Consider the following 16,456-nt stretch of genomic DNA (forward strand, 5'->3'; position numbering starts at 1 on the left):
GTATGTCATGTTATATTTATTCATTAGATGAATTACCAAAAGGATTTCAATTTCCGCATACTTTTTTGGAAATCATAAATCAAGAGGTTATTTTAGATTTAGATCCTTGGTGGTTTTTATGTGAGTTTGAAAAATTTGCGAAATATTGGTTGCTTGAAATGAAGAATCAATACCCAACAAGAAAGCTAATCCCATTCGCAAAACTATCTTACTCTGATGATATTGTTTGCTTTGACGGGGATGATACTTCGGGAGATCCAAAGGTATTTTATGTTCATGCATTCGCCTCTGCTGGCTGGGAAGATAGAGGATACACTGATAATTTTACAGAATGGCTGAAAATAGCTCGTCTTGAGTCAGCCCGCTATAAAGCAGAGCAGGCAAATGATGAATAGTAGTTATTCTTGGATGAACTCATAAGGCACTTGTTCTGTTAACCAAACTCCATTATCAGCTTGATAAAATTTAAAGCCCTGTTCGTACATGTTCAGGGTTTTTATTTTCAGTAGAACTGGTTTTCCATGACGTTGACCTACTGAAATAGCAGTATTTTCATCAGGTGAAAGGTGAACATACTGTCGTGACATAGGGAGTAAACCTTGCTCTCTTATTGTAGGTAAAAATCGTTTAGTTGTTCCATGATATAAAAAAAATGGAGGGGCTTTTTCCTTATAATCAATATTTACTTGCTGAGAGGAATGCCCTTGCGAGGCTCTAATACGTGATCCATCATCTGAGATTGTAAAGCGCTTTTTATCACTATTATCAACGATATTACGAATAAGAATCTTATCAAGTACATATCCTTTTTTTGCAGAACAAAGAATAAGGTCATCTATAATTGCCCATCCTTCTTTGTCTAAAAATAAACCTATGGTTTCTGGTTGGTGACGTAATATATAACTTAAAAACTTACTAATATCTGTATGTTTTTCACTCATTTAACAACCTTAAACAATCTCGAATATTGCGGAGCTAGTCGGTGTCTATTATTGAATGGTACACAGCTTCATCAATATGTTATTGGTGTGGCAAAAGGAGATCCCAGCTCTACGCGGAGATCTCCTTAGCCATCTTATTCGCTCTCAGCTAACCGGATAATCAACTGGCCGGCTTGGCGAGTGAGGGTGTAGTGCGCGCCCACCTAAAACCATAACTCTTTCAGCTATTTACTGCTGATGATCATCTATGGACTGGGGTTGGGTCTTTGTCGATTCGGCAAGTATCCCACGGTATATCGTCTTGATTTTACCGTTTCTTCTTTAGCTCTCTGTGTCTTTACACTATAATCACGCTTAGACATCGTGACAACTCCTATTAATGAGTGCTGTTGTTGCAAATGATTTCAAATATATATTATCACCTTGATTAACTATGGTTTTATTTTATTTCAAGGAGTAATATGTCTCAGAACTCTCACTTTAAACCCCTATTATCTGCTCTACCCAATTCATTCCAAACCTCTTTTTTCAACCAACTCAACCACTTAATCAACTACTCCCCCACCATCGGTCTGATGGGCAAAACGGGAGCCGGAAAATCCAGCTTAATCAATGCCCTCTTCCAATCCCAGCTATACGATCACCTTTGTGGATTTACCCGGTGTCGGGGAATGCCTTGAACTAGATAAAGAGTACCACTCGCTATACCGCAACTTATTGCCAGAACTAGATTTCATCATCTGGGTACTCAAAGCCGACGACAGAGCGTGGTCTTCCGATGAACAGTGCTATCGTTTTCTCACGGAGCAATGTGGCTATCATCCTGAACGCTTTCTATTCGTACTGAACCAAGCCGACAAAATAGAGCCACTGTCGCTAGTGTGAAAGAACAAACCGGGATTTTTGCCGGCAAAGGCGGCTTTGATGTCAACGTCAAAGAGCACACTCAGCTTGATGGCGCGGTTATCGCGTCAGCCGCGGACAAAGATAAAAATCGCCTCGATACGGGCACATTAGGCTGGAAAGATATCGATAACAAAGCCGACTTTACCGCCGAGCACACGGGCGATTCGATTGGCACTGGTGGTCCGATAGGCAGTCAGTTGGTGACCAATGCCGCGGGTGGGTTACTCTCTAACGCCAATAACAGCAGTCATGCGGAAGGCACCACGCAATCAGCGGTCAGTGACGGTACTATCATTGTTCGCAATGACGACAAACAAAAACAGGATGTTAACGAGCTCAACCGCGATACCGAGCATGCCAATGACGGCAGCATCAACCCGATATTCGATAAAGAGAAAGAACAAAACCGCTTAAAACAATCCCAGTTGATTGGTGAAATCGGCAACCAGACCATGGATATCATCCGCACCGAAGGGGAAATTGCGGGCTACAAAGCCCAAAAAGACCCCGATGCATTAGCGGTCGCGAAGCAACAACTGGAAGCCGCAGGGAAAACACCCACCGAGCAGGCCATTAAAGACCAAGCTTATAACAACGCCATGGCACAATATGGCACGGGCAGCGACTTCCAAAAAGCGGCTCAAGCCGTCACCGGGTTGCTGCAAGGGCTAGCAGGTGATAACTTAGCGGGGGCACTGGCGAATGCCTCATCGCCGTACTTAGCGACATTGATAAAACAGCAGGTTGGCGAAGATAATAAAGCCGCGAATGCGATGGCACACGCAGTATTAGGTGCTATAGTCGCTGAGCTAAATAACCAATCTGCTGCTGCAGGAGGATTAGGTGCCGGTGGCGGTGAGCTGTCCGCTCATGTTATCTTGAACACCCTCTTCCCCGGGCAAGCAGGTTTCAGACTTAACCGAAAGTGAGAAACAGCAAGTCAGTGCACTGAGCCAATTGGCTTCAGGATTAGCGGGTGGTCTTACTACGGGTGATGTGGCGGGGGCAATTACTGGCTCGCAAGCAGCGAAGAATGCGGTTGAGAATAACCATCTATCAAATAAAAATGTCCTCGATTTAAGACAAGAATTAATTAAAGCAACAGAAACGGGTGCGGATAAAGATAAGATATTTGACCAGTTCCGCGCACTTAGTAAAAAGAAACGAGACGAAGCAGTCGCTGATGCGAAAGCGGGTAAAATTACTGATTCTATAGAGTCTTGGGGAGAACTCCTTGCCGGTGTAGATCAAGCAGACTCACTAAAATGGGCTGCATGGGTAGATTCATTAAGTGCTGAAGACAGAAAAGAACTGGTTAACTTAGTTAAAAATGAGAATGAGTTAACAGCCTCAGCAATTTTTAACGCAGCGACACCAGAAGTTAAAATTGCTTTAGGTGGTAAAGAAGGCCTTGATCAAATAGGGATAGCCGGTGTAGGCAAGAACACAGGTATTACTGTTATATCAACGGCTGTTAAAGGAAATAAAGGTAATACGGCTAATGAACAAGGAAAAGGTTCTAAATTACCGACAGGTTACAGTGCAAAAGATAATGCAATAGTAGGTCCGAAAGGAAGTACATATAGCAATACTGGCAAGACAGATGTATCAGGAAACACGGTTTATAGTAATAATGGTGGATACTATACCTTTGAAAATGGTGTTAAGACGAAAGTAGCATCACCAAATCCGCCAACAAATGTTCAGCAAAATAGTGAAAAAGGTAAGGAGTTTGAGAGCTCTATTTTTGATGAGATAAAATCAAATCCTAGTTTAAAAACGCCTTCAAGAGAAATCACTATAGAAACAAATAAAGGAACTAAAGTTAGAATTGATATAATGGCTAAAGATGAAAATGGAAATATTAAGTGTATAGAATGTAAGAGTTCTCAAACGGCTCCATTCACTAAAAACCAAGAAAAAGGTTTTCCTGAACTTAAAGCTGAAGGCGGAACCATTGTTGGAAAAGGAAAGCCTGGATTTGAAGGTGGAACTAAAATACCACCGACAGAAGTTGAAGTTGTTAGACCAAAAGCAACTGATAATTAAGGATATTACATGTCTATAGAAGATTTAAATAAAATCGATTTAATTACAGTTACTTGCGAAGACATAGTGCCTCCACAAGTTATATTAGTTATTACAGATCATTTACAGTGGTCAGAATATACAAATGAGCATTTATATAAATTACAAGAAAAAATTAATAAATATATAGAATTTGTTGAAAGTGGAGATATGTTAGAGAAATATCCAGATGCCTTTGGAAAGGAGGTTATGTTTAAAATTTACTTTAAGTATAGCATTCCTCATGAATGTATTGAGTTTATAAATCGAGTTAGTGAAATTTTGTCGTCTATTAAAATTCAACTGACATATGAAGAAAAAAATATTAAAGATTAAGTATTTGTACTATTTTAAGAACAGGAGATCCTCGCCACACACTAGGATCTCCTCAGCCAGCCGGATAATCAACTGTCCGGCTTGGCGGGTGAGGGTAAAGTGACTACCCACCTCAAATCTAATTTCCTTCAACCACTTACCGCTGAGTATCAGTTGTGGACTGGGGTTGGGTTTACCTCTGTTTGGGGGTAATCCACTGAATATCGTCTGGTTTTAATCGCTTCTTCTTTAGCTGTCGGTGTTTTACTTTGCCATCGCGTACAACTTTCAATCCCAAGGCAGCACCTTAAATGCCGGACAAAATCTGTCGATTACCACAACGGATAAAAATAAAGACAGCAGCCCAGACAGCACTCACACCGAAACCACACTGGATGCGAAGCAACAAGATATGAGTGCGGTAGGCAGCTTTACCTACGGTTCAATGAGTGGTTCAGCGAACATCAGTGCCAGCTAAGATAAAATCAAGAGCAACTATGACAGTGTGAAAGAACAAACGGGTATCCAGGCAGGCAAAGGCGGTTTCGATATCACCGTCGATAAACACACTCAACTGGATGGGGCGGTTATCGCCTCGACCGCAGACAAAGACAAAAACAAGCTCGACACGGGTACGCTGGGCTTTGGGGATATCAAGAACCAAGCCGACTACAAGGTTGACAGCCAAAGTGGTGGATTTAAGCCGTGATACGGACAATGCCCATGAAAAACTCAATACGATTTTTGACAAAGAAAAAGAGCAAAAACGGATTGAGAAAGTGCAGCTAATTGGATGGAAGTCAAAAAAACACCTATATTCAGAAAATAAGCTATCTACAGATTACTTTTTGCATATTTACCGATTGAGAGTAATCTTCTGGTAAATTTAGGGACATTAATTAAATTAACTGCGTTTTTATAAATAAGTTTTAAATATCATATATAGCAAGATTTGTAAGTGAGCGTGCCACATGGCGATGGATAAAATTAAAGAACTATTTGTGAATAACAGAGAATGGGCAACGTCGATTAAAGAACAAGACCCCGGCTTTTTTCGACAATTATCAAAAGACCAACAACCTAAGTTTTTATGGATTGGTTGCTCTGATAGCCGAGTACCTTCTGAAAAATTAATTAAAGTTGGCCCCGGCGACCTGTTTGTTCATCGAAATATAGCGAATCTCGTGGTTCACACTGATCTCAATTGTTTATCTGCTATCCAATATGCTATTGATGTGCTTAAAGTGGAGCATATTATTGTCTGTGGGCATTATGGCTGCGGTGGTGTTGAGGCTGCGATTAACAATAAGGAATTAGGTTTAATTGATAATTGGCTGCTGCATATTCGAGATATTTGGTTTAAACATAGTCGAATGTTAGGTGAGCTTAAACCAACAGAACGTATTAATCGTTTATGTGAATTGAACGTGATTGAGCAAGTTTATAATCTGGGCCACTCCACCGTATTACAATCTGCTTGGAAAAGAGGGCAGGATATTATGGTTCACGGTTGGATCTACGGTATTAATGATGGTTATTTGGTGGATCTGGATATTACGGCGGATAGCAGAGCAAAACTGGAGCTTTGTTATCGTGAAGCGATAGCGGCTTTAACCACAAAGGCACCGTTTACGACAGGCTGCTCCGCGGACTAATATAATACTTATAAATTAATTTTACGAAAAAGCCCCATTGATAAATGTATATCAGTGGGGCTTTTTTAAGTGTATTTATTAAAAAATAAGAATTCAATATTTAACAATTGAGTCTTTTTTCATGAGAACAATAGAGTTTATGGCTTCAAAGCCTAAATGTGATTCGCCACTCATTTGTAAGGGTCAAGAATTTTGACTGTTTGTAAACAATATTTAAAAAGCTTACTATCGCTTCAATATTCACTGGTCTTCCATTAAATGAGGTTTTCTATGTCAATTTCAGCACGTAATCAGCTTACAGGAACGGTCGAATCAGTTTTGGCTGGTGAGTTAATGATGAAGTGGTTTTAAGCTTAGGTAATGGTGAAACAATTTCTGCAGTGATCACGAAAAATAGCACCCAGCTGCTAGGTTTGGCAAAAGGCAAGCAGGCTGTTGCCATTATTAAAGCGCCATGGGTTGTCTTAGTTTCGGATGATCACGAGTATCTCTTTTCGGCTCGTAACCAGTTCACTGGGCGTATTGATGCGATTGAAACGGGCAGTGTGAATGCAGTTGTCCATTTGACGACTGGGGCAGGCACTAAATTATCTGCAGTGGTAACAAATAACAGTGTTGCTGAGATGAAATTGGCGGCAGGCAGTAAAGTCACGGCTATCGTGAAAGCGTCTAGTGTGATTTTAGCAATGAAAAAGTAAGTTAATGAGATGAAGAGAAAGAGGAAACCGCTCTTTATCTTTATCTTTATCTTTATCTTTCTCTTTTAATTTTTATTCTTTTATTCTTTTATTCTTTTATTCTTACCAATAAATTATCAATAGCTTGATGATAATAGATCAGCTCATTTTCCTCTCTATTTTCTTCTGTATTAGTTTTCCTTTTTGCTACTGCTAGTGCAGAACCATGAGTAAAATCAACCAAAATATGTACCCAAAGTGTGGCTTGCTCTAGAGAGTATTTTAATTCCATCGCAAGCTTGATAAGGGTATTGGTTATTCGCAGCGCCTCTTCAGGAAAAGAATTTGGGTGATTAAATATTGATAACGTTAATTCAGGATAACGCACAATACGTTCTCGGTATTCAGTTAATAGGTACTTTATTTGTTCGATGGGTGTTCCCGATAAACAAGGCATTACCTCAGCGTAAACCTGGTTGGCAATCGCTTTGACTAAACACTCTTTGTCTTCAAAATAGTAATAAATTGTCATAGGGTTAATGCCCATTTCTTTGGCGAGCGCTCGCATACTGAGTGCTGAAAATCCATGGGAATCAATAAATATTATTGCCGCACTGACAATCGCCTCTGCTGATATTTTTGGTTGTTTCTTATTTGGGCGTCCTACCGACCTCACTGTTTGTGTTTTTGCTATCAATGCGTGATCCATTATTATTGGCCTTCATTAGAGGACTGTTTTATTTCATAGTGGGATTGGATAAATCCAGAATCAAAGATTTTAGTTTGTGTATGGTATAAGTGAATATCGTTAGAAATTTTACCAAACAATGGGCGACCAGCACCCAATAAAATGGGGACCCGAGTGATGATCAGGTCACTGATCAATCCTTCAGAAATAAAAGATTGAACCACTTTTCCACCATCAATATAGGCGTGATGATATCCCTCTGCTTTTAGCATCTGCATGACTTCTTTAGGGGATAGGTCAACGAAGCGTACTTTTTCTATTAATTCTTCAGGGATAGCTTCTTGAGCGAGTATTTTTGATAGCACAATGACCGGACGATTATAAAACCAAGGTTGAATATGTTTTATTGTCTCGTAGGTGCCTCTACCCATAATAATCACATCAATATTAGCAATAAATGCATCATAACCGTGATCTTCTCCAGTTGAATCTAATTCAAGTAACCAGCTGATATCGCCGTTTTCACGGGCTATAAAGCCATCAAGGCTGGTTGCAATAAAAACATGTCCAGTAGTCACCACTGCATTCTCTCTCTAATTTATTATACGGCGTATAATAAATGGGTAGGTAGAATTTGCAATAGTGAAGTGCTTAATTTTTTATCAGGATAATCTGCATAAAATTGAGTAAATAAGATGTTAAAAGGTGTATTGACAAAATATCATTAAAGATTAGAATGATTCTCAATTGGTCTCTATGACTCGTAAGCGTTTACGTTAATCAACGCATATAACTTTGTTGCACCAACAGTTATATGCTGTTGTGTATCCGCTGATTAATGGAGACTGTATGTCCTTTCAAGATCGTAACTATATTTTAGGTATTCCTAAACTTCCTATGCGCGCCCTGTTTTTTCTGGTGCCTTTCTTTTTATCTTTGGTGATGAGCGGTATTGTTTCACTAATAAGTACTCTTCGTGCACTGGGATTCACCTCCGAAATTTATGCGCCTTGGATGAGTTCATGGGCTATTTCATGGATGATTGCATTCCCAACCGTATTATTTGTTTTGCCTATTGCAAGACGCGTATCACTGCTATTTGTTAAGCAAGCTTAAACAATATGCCGCCTCTTATTAGGTGGCATAAATAGTGATTTTATTGAGAAGAAAACATTTTTATGTCATTAAAAATTATTGGATTATTTTTTTTAACTGCGCTAGCAGAAATTTTAGGTTGCTACTTCCCTTATTTATGGATGAAAAAACAGGGGAGTATTTGGCTGTTAGTACCCACAGTACTCAGCTTAATGCTGTTTGTTTGGTTGTTAACGTTACACCCGGAAGCCAGCGGACGTATTTATGCCACTTACGGTGGAATTTATATTGTCACGGCATTGATCTGGCTAAAAGTCGTTGATGGTGTTTCTCTTGCTGCTACAGATTGGATTGGTGCGCTGGTCGTTTTACTTGGCGCGGGTATTATTATTAGCGGTTGGAAATAATAACTACCCATATATTAAGTTAATTTTAAATATCTAGCTTAATATATGGATTGGTTATTTATTTTAATGTAGGTATAAACCACAATATAAAAAACATTTTCTAATCTAATTAAAATTCATTTGCATTATCTTTATTTAACTTAATTTGTTACTTAATTCAAATAATCTATCTAATTGATCCAAATCAATTTAACAATAATTACTCATTAAGTAGTATTTTTAATGGCTAATTAACTACCTAAATGATATTAATTAACCTTTATTTTCACTTTCATTGATTTTAGGCAATATCTAATTACAAGTGACTGATATTCTCTCCCGCGAATATACAAAAATAAAAAGAGGTTAATAATGAACGTCAGTCGCAGAAAGTTTTTTAAAATCTGCGCCGGCGGGATGGCAGGTACAACTGTAGCTGCGTTAGGTTTTATGCCAGGAATGGCAATGGCTAATGTACGTGAAAATAAATTATTGCGTTCGAAAGAAACGCGTAATACTTGTACCTATTGTTCCGTGGGTTGTGGATTGCTGATTTATAGTATGGGTGATGGGGCAATGAATGCTCGCTCTGCCATCTTCCACGTCGAGGGTGATGCCGATCATCCAGTGAATCGCGGTGCTCTGTGTCCGAAAGGGGCAGGGTTACTAGATTACATTCGTAGTGACAGTCGTTTACGTTATCCTGAATATCGTGCACCAGGCTCGAATAAATGGGAACGCATTAGTTGGGACGATGCCTTTACGCGTATTGCCCGCTTAATGAAAGATGACCGTGATGCCAACTTTATTGAAAAAAATGAACAAGGCGCCACTGTCAATCGCTGGTTATCGACAGGGATGCTTTGCGCCTCTGCGGCTAGCAATGAAACGGGGATGTTAACCCAAAAATTCGCACGATCGCTCGGTATGTTAGCGGTCGACAACCAAGCGCGCGTCTGACACGGACCAACGGTAGCAAGTCTTGCTCCAACATTTGGTCGCGGTGCGATGACCAACCACTGGGTTGATATTAAAAACGCCAATGTGATTATGGTGATGGGCGGTAATGCCGCTGAAGCTCACCCTGTCGGATTCCGTTGGGCGATTGAAGCGAAAAACAATAATGATGCAACTCTGATTGTGGTAGACCCGCGTTTCACGCGTACCGCATCGGTGGCCGATCATTACGTGCCAATTCGTTCAGGAACGGATATTACCTTCCTTTCTGGTGTTCTACTTTATCTAATTGAAAATAATAAGATAAATGCGGAATACGTTCAGAACTATACCAACGCATCTTTGATTGTCAGAGATGATTTTGACTTTAACGATGGCTTATTCAGTGGTTATGACGCTGAAAACGGTCGTTATGACAAAACCAGTTGGAACTATAAGTTTGATGAAAATGGTCATGCATTACGTGATGACACGCTGCAAGATCCGCGCTGTGTTTGGAATCTGCTAAGAAAACACGTTTCCCGCTATACCCCTGAAATGGTTGAACGGATCTGTGGTACATCGCAAGCAGATTTCTTAAAAGTGTGTGAAATTCTGGCAACCACGAGCGCCGCAGATAAAGCGGGGACATTCCTGTATGCATTAGGTTGGACTCAGCATACCGTGGGCGCACAAAACATTCGTACCATGGCGATGATCCAGTTGCTTTTAGGCAACATGGGGATTTGTGGTGGTGGGGTGAATGCGCTGCGTGGACACTCAAATATTCAAGGTTTAACGGATTTAGGTCTGCTATCGACGAGCCTTCCGGGCTATTTAACACTGCCATCAGAAAAACAGTTAGATGTTGATAGCTATTTAGCCGCGAATACGCCAAAAGCCACATTACCTAATCAGGTTAACTACTGGAGCAACTATCCGAAATTCTTCGTCAGCTTGATGAAGTCATTTTACGGTGATGCTGCTCAGCCAGAGAACCAATGGGGCTTTGATTGGCTACCTAAATGGGATCAAGCTTATGATGTCATGAAGTATTTCGACATGATGAGCAAAGATAAAGTCACCGGCTACATCTGCCAAGGCTTTAACCCAGTAGCCTCGTTCCCAGATAAAAACAAAGTGGTTAGCTGTTTAAGTAAGCTGAAATATCTAATCGTGGTTGACCCATTAACCACCGAAACAGCGAATTTCTGGCAGAACCACGGCGAAATGAACGATGTTGACCCTGCTTCCATTCAAACGGAAGTTTTCCGTCTACCTTCAACCTGCTTTGCGGAAGAAGACGGCTCCATTGCTAACTCTGGTCGCTGGTTACAGTGGCACTGGAAAGCAGCGGATGCCCCGGGTGAAGCACGTAACGATGGTCAGATCTTAACGGGTATTTTGCATAAAATCCGTGAGATGTATGAACAAGAAGGTGGTAAAGGTCGCGAGCCATTGCTGCAAATGCGTTGGGATTATAAACGTCAATTCCATCCGGAATCGGAAGAAGTGGCGAAAGAGAACAACGGGGTTGCACTGGTCGACTTATATGATGCGGATGGCAACTTACAAGCGAAAAAAGGCGAGCTTCTGAATTCATTCGCACTGCTACGCGCTGATGGTTCAACGGCGTCTTCTTGCTGGATCTACACTGGTAGCTGGACTGAGAAAGGTAACCAGATGGCGAATCGCGATAACAGCGACCCATCCGGTATTGGTAATACATTGGGTTGGGCATGGGCATGGCCATTAAACCGCCGTGTTATCTATAACCGCGCCTCTTGTGATACCAAAGGTAAGCCATGGAATAAAGATCTGGTTCTGATTGAGTGGAACGGTAAGAAGTGGGTCGGAAACGATGTGCCTGACTTTAACGCGTCAGCTCCAGAAGTTGGTACAGGGCCATTTATTATGCAACCAGAAGGTTTAGGTCGTCTGTTTGCGATTGATAAAATGGCAGAAGGTCCATTCCCTGAGCACTACGAGCCATTTGAAACGCCATTGGGAACTAACCCTCTGCATCCAAATGTGGTCTCTAACCCTGCTGCGCGAATTTTTGAAGATGACAAGAAACGTCTTGGCGATCATAAAGAATTCCCGTATGTCGGAACCACTTATCGCTTAACGGAGCATTTCCACACTTGGACGAAGCATGCACGCTTGAACGCCATTGCTCAGCCGGAGCAGTTTGTGGAAATCAGTGAAACCTTAGCGAAATCCAAAGGCATCGCTTTGGGTGATAAGGTTAAAGTCAGCAGTAAACGTGGCTTTATTAAAGCGATTGCTGTGGTAACACCACGTCTGCAAACCCTGATGGTAGACGGTAAACCGATTGAAACCGTCGGGCTTCCTATTCACTGGGGCTTTGAAGGTGCAACGCAAAAAGGCTTTATTACCAATACGTTGACGCCATCTGTGGGGGACGCTAACTCTCAGACTCCTGAGTATAAAGCGTTTTTAGTTAACATTGAGAAGGTGTAAGGGAGGGAACTATGTCCATGCAATCTCAAGACATTATTAAACGTTCCGCGACCAATAGCATTACGCCTCCACCACAGGCGCGTGACGATAAATTTGAAGTTTGTAAGCTCATTGACGTGTCATCCTGTATCGGTTGTAAAGCCTGTCAGGTGGCATGTTCGGAATGGAACGATATCCGTGATGAAGTCGGGCACTGCGTTGGGGTTTACGATAACCCAACCGATTTAAGTGCTAAATCTTGGACGGTGATGCGTTTTAGCGAAATCAGTGAACAAGGTAAATTGGAATGGCTTATCCGTAAGGATGGCTGTATGCACTGTGCCGATCCTGGCTGCTTGAAGTCATGCCCATCTGCGGGTGCGATTATTCAATATGCTAACGGTATTGTGGATTTCCAATCGGAACACTGTATTGGTTGTGGTTACTGTATCGCGGGTTGTCCGTTCAACATTCCTCGATTAAATCCAAAAGATAATCGAGTGTACAAATGTACGTTATGTGTTGACCGTGTCGCAGTGGGACAAGAACCCGCTTGCGTGAAAACCTGCCCAACAGGTGCGATTCGTTTTGGTACTAAAAACGAAATGCTGGAATACGGCGCTGAGCGTGTTGAAAAACTGCAAAAACGTGGTTATGCCCAAGCTGGCATTTATGATCCGGAAGGGGTTGGGGGAACCCATGTGGTGTATGTGTTACATCATGCGGATAAACCTGAGCTGTATCACGGGTTACCAAAAGATCCACAGATTGATACCCCAATTAATCTATGGCAAAGCATCCTGAAACCATTATCGGTAGCGGGCTTTATCGCCACATTTGCGGGGCTGATTTTCCACTATGTGGGTATTGGTCCAAACAAAGAAGTGGATGATGAAGAGGAGAAAGATGACCATGAGTAAAAAGAGCAAAATGATCGTTCGGACGAAATTTATTGACCGAGCGTGCCACTGGACAGTGGTTATCAGCTTCTTCTTAGTTGCATTGTCAGGGATTGCGTTATTTTTCCCAACCTTAAAGTGGCTAACCGAAACATTCGGTACGCCACAAATGGGTCGAATTCTGCATCCTTTCTTCGGTGTGCTGATTTTTGTCGTACTGATGTTTATGTTTGTGCGCTTTGTGAAACACAATATTCCAGATAGAAAAGATATTCCTTGGATCCTGAATATTGTCCAAGTTCTCAAAGGCAATGAACATGAAGTGGCTGATGTGGGCAAATATAACGCGGGTCAAAAGATGATGTTCTGGAGCATCATGAGTATGATTTTTGTACTCTTGGTCACCGGTATTATCATGTGGCGCCCTTATTTTGCACATTTATTCCCAATTTGGATGGTGCGTTGGAGTATTTTGGTTCACGCATTAGCAGCGATTATTCTGATCCATGCAATTTTAATCCACATGTATATGGCATTCTGGGTTAAAGGATCTATCAACGGCATGATTGAAGGTAAAGTGAGCCGTCGCTGGGCGAAGAAACATCACCCACGTTGGTATCGTGATGTTGAAGCGAAAGAAGCCAAAGCGGAAGCTGAAAAAAGCCAGTAATTTGGCTGTCAATTAAGTAATATAAGCCACTGTTGTTGACGTTACCGAAAAGGTTACACAATGACAGTGGCTTTTTTATGTTTAAAGAATGTCATGTTTTAGATTGATTATCTTGAGTGATTTCGGAGGGAAAATGGTTGAACTGGTAAGAATTTCTGCAAATGATAAACACGATAATGAATTAATTAATGCGCTATACGATATTTCCTTCCCTGACCACGAACAACGTTCTTATGCAGGAAGAGCGGCATTACTTCCGCTAGAACAATACTATTTATATAAAATTACTGATAATAATCAGTTTGTTGGGTTTATCGGGGGGTGGGCTATTGATGCCTTTTTCTACATTGAACATTTTGCTATTGACCAACACATTCGTGGGGCAGGTTACGGTCAAAAATCGTTGACCGCACTGTGCCAGTTGTACCCACAGATAGTGTTAGAGATAGACCCATTAGTTGATGAGGTTGCGAAAAAACGCCTTCATTTCTATGAAAAAAATGGTTTTGTTAGAAATGACTATGTCCATCATCACCCATGCTATAACACCCAGTATTCACCTCATAAGCTGGAAATTTTAAGCTTAAATACGCCTTTCACACAGAGTCAGTATGACGTATTTAACCATTTTCTGGTGAATACAGTGATGAATAGTCAGTATCTATAAATCTGTCGCTATTTAGCTAATCGCATATGCAGTAAAGGAAATGGATTTCCTTCCCCATCAAGTTCAGAACGCGCATATTGAACAAATCCCATATGTTGATAGAAACCAACCGCTTGCGGATTTTGTTCATTCACATCGACTTCATTAACACCTAGCTGCTCAATGGCGTAATTCAGCAACTGTTTACCGATGCCAGTTCTTCTCGCTTGCGGGGAAATAAACAGCATTTCGAGTCGATTTTCCCCAGCCCCTAAAAATCCAGTGACTTCACCTTGTGGATTTAAAGCGACAAAAACAGACAAATTAGGTAAGTATTGTTCCCTAATGGGTGTTTTTAGCATTTCAATATTCTTTTCTGGCAGAAAATCATGGGTTGCTCTTACTGAAGCTTCCCAAACACGCATGATTTCATCGTAATGATTAGCGGTAGCTGGTTGAATATTCATTGCATTTTATCCTTATATAGAGAATTTATCTTAGATTGTCAGGCTTGAAAGTTAATATTTGATGGCTATTTTAGTTAAGGGGCGTTTTTGGGATATTACTCTCAGAAAAAAAAGATAACTGCTTCATTATTAGAGGATATGTCCCCGAAATTCATATAAGCACTATACTTTATTTTATTGCAGTGTTTATTGCTTGATTATGTTAATCAATTTAAAAACCATGGTAGGAGTATGCTGATGAAATATAAAATGCTAACAGTGTGTTTATCGGCGGCGTTATTCGCACCAATAGCCCCCGCACTTGCAAGTACAGATAATTCACAAAATATGGAATTAGACCAAGTTTTAGTCCTAAGTCGTCATAATTTACGTACTCCTATTGTTAATACAGGGATCCTGACTGAAATAACGAATAAAAAGTGGCCCGCATGGGATGCAGAAAGTGGCTATTTAACGACAAAGGGCGGGGCGCTCGAAGTGTATATGGGACACTATTTTAGAGAGTGGCTCGACAGCAATAAGCTCTTTGCTAATGAATTATGCCCAACCAGCAGCGATGATGTTTATGTTTACACCAACAGCCTACAAAGAACCATTGCAACAGCCCAGTTCTTTACTGCGGGAGCATTCCCTGGGTGTAAAGTGAATATCCATCACAAGCCAGAAATTGGCACGATGGACCCTGTATTTAATCCAATTATTACTAACAGTTCTCCTGAGTTTAAAAAGCAAGCAATCGATGCGATGGAGTCCCACCTTAAAGGGTTAAACCTGAAGCCAGGTTACGATGAGCTTGGCAATATTCTCAATATAAAAGATTCGAAGAAGTGCGTGACGGACAAACTGTGTAATTTAGCCACGCCAAAAAATAGCTTTATCATTGAAGCCGATAAAGAGCCGGGTGTGAGTGGGCCTTTGAAGATGGCTAACTCTGCCGTCGATGCAATTGACCTGCAATATTATGAAGGTTTCCCTGAGAAAGATGTGGCATGGGGAATGGTCAATAGCGATGAAAAATGGCAAAAGCTGAATACCTTAAAAAATGGTTATCAAGAAACGTTATTTTCACCGAAAATCATCGCAAAAAATGTGGCACATCCAATTTTGAGCTATATGGATAAAGGTTTTGTTTCTGTCAATAAAGGCGAAACTGCTAAATTTATTTTCTTAGTGGGACATGATTCAAATATTGCTTCAGTGCTGTCTGCGATGGATTTCAAACCATACCAATTACCTCAACAATATGAGCACACACCGATTGGCGGTAAATTAGTATTCCAACGCTGGACAGATAAAAAAGAGAAAAAGGACTATGTGAAGATTGAGTATGTGTATCAAACCGCAGATCAGTTGCGAGACAATGCTTACCTCTCTTTAGCAACTCCGCCAAAACACGTTACCCTTGAATTGAAAAACTGCCCGATTGATAAAAATGGGTATTGTTCATGGGAAGATTTTGAAAATGTGATGAAATCGGCGTTGAAACAGTGATATTCAATGGCCAATAATGCTTGAATGAGGCATAAAAAACCCTGCTCTGAGGAGCAGGGTGTGAAATAGTCACGAAAATGTTTATGAGCCTCTAATCTACCTTAAGTATCGAATGAATGGGCTTGTAAATTGTATGGAATTGCCCTTTAGTGTA

At 40.9% G+C, this 16,456-nt stretch carries 17 protein-coding genes and 3 pseudogenes; 15 read left to right on the plus strand and 5 right to left on the minus strand.

Features of this window, described 5'->3' with window-relative positions; all coding sequences use genetic code 11:
- Positions 1-2: 2 nt before the first annotated feature.
- Complete coding sequence (locus tag GKR48_RS13170) at positions 3-395, plus strand: SMI1/KNR4 family protein (RefSeq protein ID WP_154628398.1); 393 nt, start codon at positions 3-5, stop codon at positions 393-395.
- Between the two features lie 3 nt (positions 396-398).
- Here the strand turns inward: GKR48_RS13170 and GKR48_RS13175 are convergent, their stop codons facing one another.
- Positions 399-941 carry an RNA 2'-phosphotransferase gene (locus GKR48_RS13175; RefSeq protein ID WP_154628399.1) on the minus strand — a complete coding sequence of 181 codons (543 nt, stop codon included), beginning with the start codon at positions 939-941 and terminating at the stop codon, positions 399-401.
- A gap of 461 nt (positions 942-1,402) precedes the next feature.
- Here GKR48_RS13175 and GKR48_RS13180 point away from each other — a divergent pair.
- The 4 genes and pseudogenes from GKR48_RS13180 to GKR48_RS13190 all read left to right on the plus strand — a co-directional run.
- Positions 1,403-1,811, plus strand: a pseudogene (locus GKR48_RS13180) (GTPase family protein); the annotation flags it as partial.
- Positions 1,812-1,822: 11 nt separating this feature from the next.
- Positions 1,823-2,776 carry a hypothetical protein gene (locus GKR48_RS17925; RefSeq protein WP_230088674.1) on the plus strand — a complete coding sequence of 318 codons (954 nt, stop codon included), beginning with the start codon at positions 1,823-1,825 and terminating at the stop codon, positions 2,774-2,776.
- Positions 2,777-2,804: 28 nt separating this feature from the next.
- Complete coding sequence (locus GKR48_RS17930) at positions 2,805-3,896, plus strand: VENN motif pre-toxin domain-containing protein (protein WP_230088675.1); 1,092 nt, start codon at positions 2,805-2,807, stop codon at positions 3,894-3,896.
- A 9-nt stretch (positions 3,897-3,905) separates the two neighbouring features.
- The gene (locus tag GKR48_RS13190) at positions 3,906-4,250 is read left to right on the plus strand and encodes a DUF6572 domain-containing protein (RefSeq protein WP_154628400.1); all 345 of its coding nucleotides are present in this window, start codon (positions 3,906-3,908) and stop codon (positions 4,248-4,250) included.
- A 9-nt stretch (positions 4,251-4,259) separates the two neighbouring features.
- On the opposite strand, the gene GKR48_RS18310 is transcribed toward GKR48_RS13190, so the two are convergent.
- A complete protein-coding gene (locus tag GKR48_RS18310; RefSeq protein ID WP_442959383.1) occupies positions 4,260-4,454 on the minus strand; it encodes a SymE family type I addiction module toxin in 195 nt (64 codons plus the stop codon).
- A 64-nt stretch (positions 4,455-4,518) separates the two neighbouring features.
- Between GKR48_RS18310 and GKR48_RS18315 the strand changes: the two are divergent.
- The 3 genes and pseudogenes from GKR48_RS18315 to GKR48_RS13215 all read left to right on the plus strand — a co-directional run.
- Positions 4,519-5,023, plus strand: a pseudogene (locus tag GKR48_RS18315) (hypothetical protein); the annotation flags it as partial.
- A 177-nt stretch (positions 5,024-5,200) separates the two neighbouring features.
- Positions 5,201-5,884, plus strand: a complete 684-nt coding sequence (can, locus tag GKR48_RS13210; RefSeq protein ID WP_154604216.1) for a carbonate dehydratase — start codon at positions 5,201-5,203, stop codon at positions 5,882-5,884.
- Between the two features lie 270 nt (positions 5,885-6,154).
- A pseudogene (locus GKR48_RS13215) lies at positions 6,155-6,582 on the plus strand (TOBE domain-containing protein).
- An 88-nt stretch (positions 6,583-6,670) separates the two neighbouring features.
- Here the strand turns inward: GKR48_RS13215 and GKR48_RS13220 are convergent.
- Both GKR48_RS13220 and GKR48_RS13225 read right to left on the minus strand, forming a co-directional pair.
- The gene (locus GKR48_RS13220) at positions 6,671-7,270 is read right to left on the minus strand and encodes a TetR/AcrR family transcriptional regulator (RefSeq protein ID WP_154628403.1); all 600 of its coding nucleotides are present in this window, start codon (positions 7,268-7,270) and stop codon (positions 6,671-6,673) included.
- A gap of 2 nt (positions 7,271-7,272) precedes the next feature.
- The gene (locus GKR48_RS13225; protein WP_336431166.1) at positions 7,273-7,827 is read right to left on the minus strand and encodes a dihydrofolate reductase family protein; all 555 of its coding nucleotides are present in this window, start codon (positions 7,825-7,827) and stop codon (positions 7,273-7,275) included.
- A gap of 271 nt (positions 7,828-8,098) precedes the next feature.
- Between GKR48_RS13225 and GKR48_RS13230 the strand changes: the two genes are divergently transcribed.
- From GKR48_RS13230 to GKR48_RS13255, 6 genes are all read left to right on the plus strand, one after another.
- Positions 8,099-8,365 (plus strand): DUF2798 domain-containing protein, encoded by a 267-nt coding sequence (locus GKR48_RS13230; protein ID WP_154628404.1) that lies wholly within the window; start codon positions 8,099-8,101, stop codon positions 8,363-8,365.
- Between the two features lie 62 nt (positions 8,366-8,427).
- On the plus strand, positions 8,428-8,751 hold the full coding sequence (locus GKR48_RS13235) for a YnfA family protein (RefSeq protein ID WP_154604211.1): 324 nt from the start codon (positions 8,428-8,430) through the stop codon (positions 8,749-8,751).
- A gap of 351 nt (positions 8,752-9,102) precedes the next feature.
- Positions 9,103-12,150 carry a formate dehydrogenase-N subunit alpha gene (fdnG, locus tag GKR48_RS13240; protein ID WP_154628406.1) on the plus strand — a complete coding sequence of 1,016 codons (3,048 nt, stop codon included), beginning with the start codon at positions 9,103-9,105 and terminating at the stop codon, positions 12,148-12,150.
- An 11-nt stretch (positions 12,151-12,161) separates the two neighbouring features.
- Positions 12,162-13,049, plus strand: a complete 888-nt coding sequence (gene fdxH / locus GKR48_RS13245; RefSeq protein ID WP_195848254.1) for a formate dehydrogenase subunit beta — start codon at positions 12,162-12,164, stop codon at positions 13,047-13,049.
- The gene (gene fdnI, locus GKR48_RS13250; protein ID WP_154628408.1) at positions 13,042-13,698 is read left to right on the plus strand and encodes a formate dehydrogenase-N subunit gamma; all 657 of its coding nucleotides are present in this window, start codon (positions 13,042-13,044) and stop codon (positions 13,696-13,698) included. Before fdxH ends, fdnI begins: the two co-directional genes overlap by 8 nt.
- Before the next feature lie 133 nt (positions 13,699-13,831).
- Complete coding sequence (locus GKR48_RS13255) at positions 13,832-14,365, plus strand: GNAT family N-acetyltransferase (RefSeq protein WP_230088677.1); 534 nt, start codon at positions 13,832-13,834, stop codon at positions 14,363-14,365.
- A gap of 8 nt (positions 14,366-14,373) precedes the next feature.
- On the opposite strand, the gene GKR48_RS13260 is transcribed toward GKR48_RS13255, so the two are convergent.
- Positions 14,374-14,811 carry a GNAT family N-acetyltransferase gene (locus GKR48_RS13260; protein ID WP_154628411.1) on the minus strand — a complete coding sequence of 146 codons (438 nt, stop codon included), beginning with the start codon at positions 14,809-14,811 and terminating at the stop codon, positions 14,374-14,376.
- 237 nt (positions 14,812-15,048) lie between these two features.
- Between GKR48_RS13260 and agp the strand changes: the two genes are divergently transcribed.
- Positions 15,049-16,302: a bifunctional glucose-1-phosphatase/inositol phosphatase gene (agp, locus tag GKR48_RS13265; RefSeq protein ID WP_154628412.1), complete on the plus strand. Its 1,254-nt coding sequence runs from the start codon at positions 15,049-15,051 to the stop codon at positions 16,300-16,302.
- Positions 16,303-16,456: the final 154 nt, after the last annotated feature.

The organism is Providencia sp. wls1943 (genome assembly GCF_009706275.1).
GTDB classification, from domain to species: Bacteria; Pseudomonadota; Gammaproteobacteria; order Enterobacterales; family Enterobacteriaceae; genus Providencia; species Providencia zhijiangensis.

Coding starts and splice junctions, on each gene's coding strand:
- GKR48_RS13170 (WP_154628398.1), top strand. CDS start 3: ATGTCATGTTATATTTATTCATTAGATGAATTACCAAAAGGATTTCAA.
- GKR48_RS13175 (WP_154628399.1), bottom strand. CDS start 941: ATGAGTGAAAAACATACAGATATTAGTAAGTTTTTAAGTTATATATTA.
- GKR48_RS13190 (WP_154628400.1), top strand. CDS start 3,906: ATGTCTATAGAAGATTTAAATAAAATCGATTTAATTACAGTTACTTGC.
- can (WP_154604216.1), top strand. CDS start 5,201: ATGGCGATGGATAAAATTAAAGAACTATTTGTGAATAACAGAGAATGG.
- GKR48_RS13220 (WP_154628403.1), bottom strand. CDS start 7,270: ATGGATCACGCATTGATAGCAAAAACACAAACAGTGAGGTCGGTAGGA.
- GKR48_RS13230 (WP_154628404.1), top strand. CDS start 8,099: ATGTCCTTTCAAGATCGTAACTATATTTTAGGTATTCCTAAACTTCCT.
- GKR48_RS13235 (WP_154604211.1), top strand. CDS start 8,428: ATGTCATTAAAAATTATTGGATTATTTTTTTTAACTGCGCTAGCAGAA.
- fdxH (WP_195848254.1), top strand. CDS start 12,162: ATGTCCATGCAATCTCAAGACATTATTAAACGTTCCGCGACCAATAGC.
- fdnI (WP_154628408.1), top strand. CDS start 13,042: ATGAGTAAAAAGAGCAAAATGATCGTTCGGACGAAATTTATTGACCGA.
- GKR48_RS13255 (WP_230088677.1), top strand. CDS start 13,832: ATGGTTGAACTGGTAAGAATTTCTGCAAATGATAAACACGATAATGAA.
- GKR48_RS13260 (WP_154628411.1), bottom strand. CDS start 14,811: ATGAATATTCAACCAGCTACCGCTAATCATTACGATGAAATCATGCGT.
- agp (WP_154628412.1), top strand. CDS start 15,049: ATGAAATATAAAATGCTAACAGTGTGTTTATCGGCGGCGTTATTCGCA.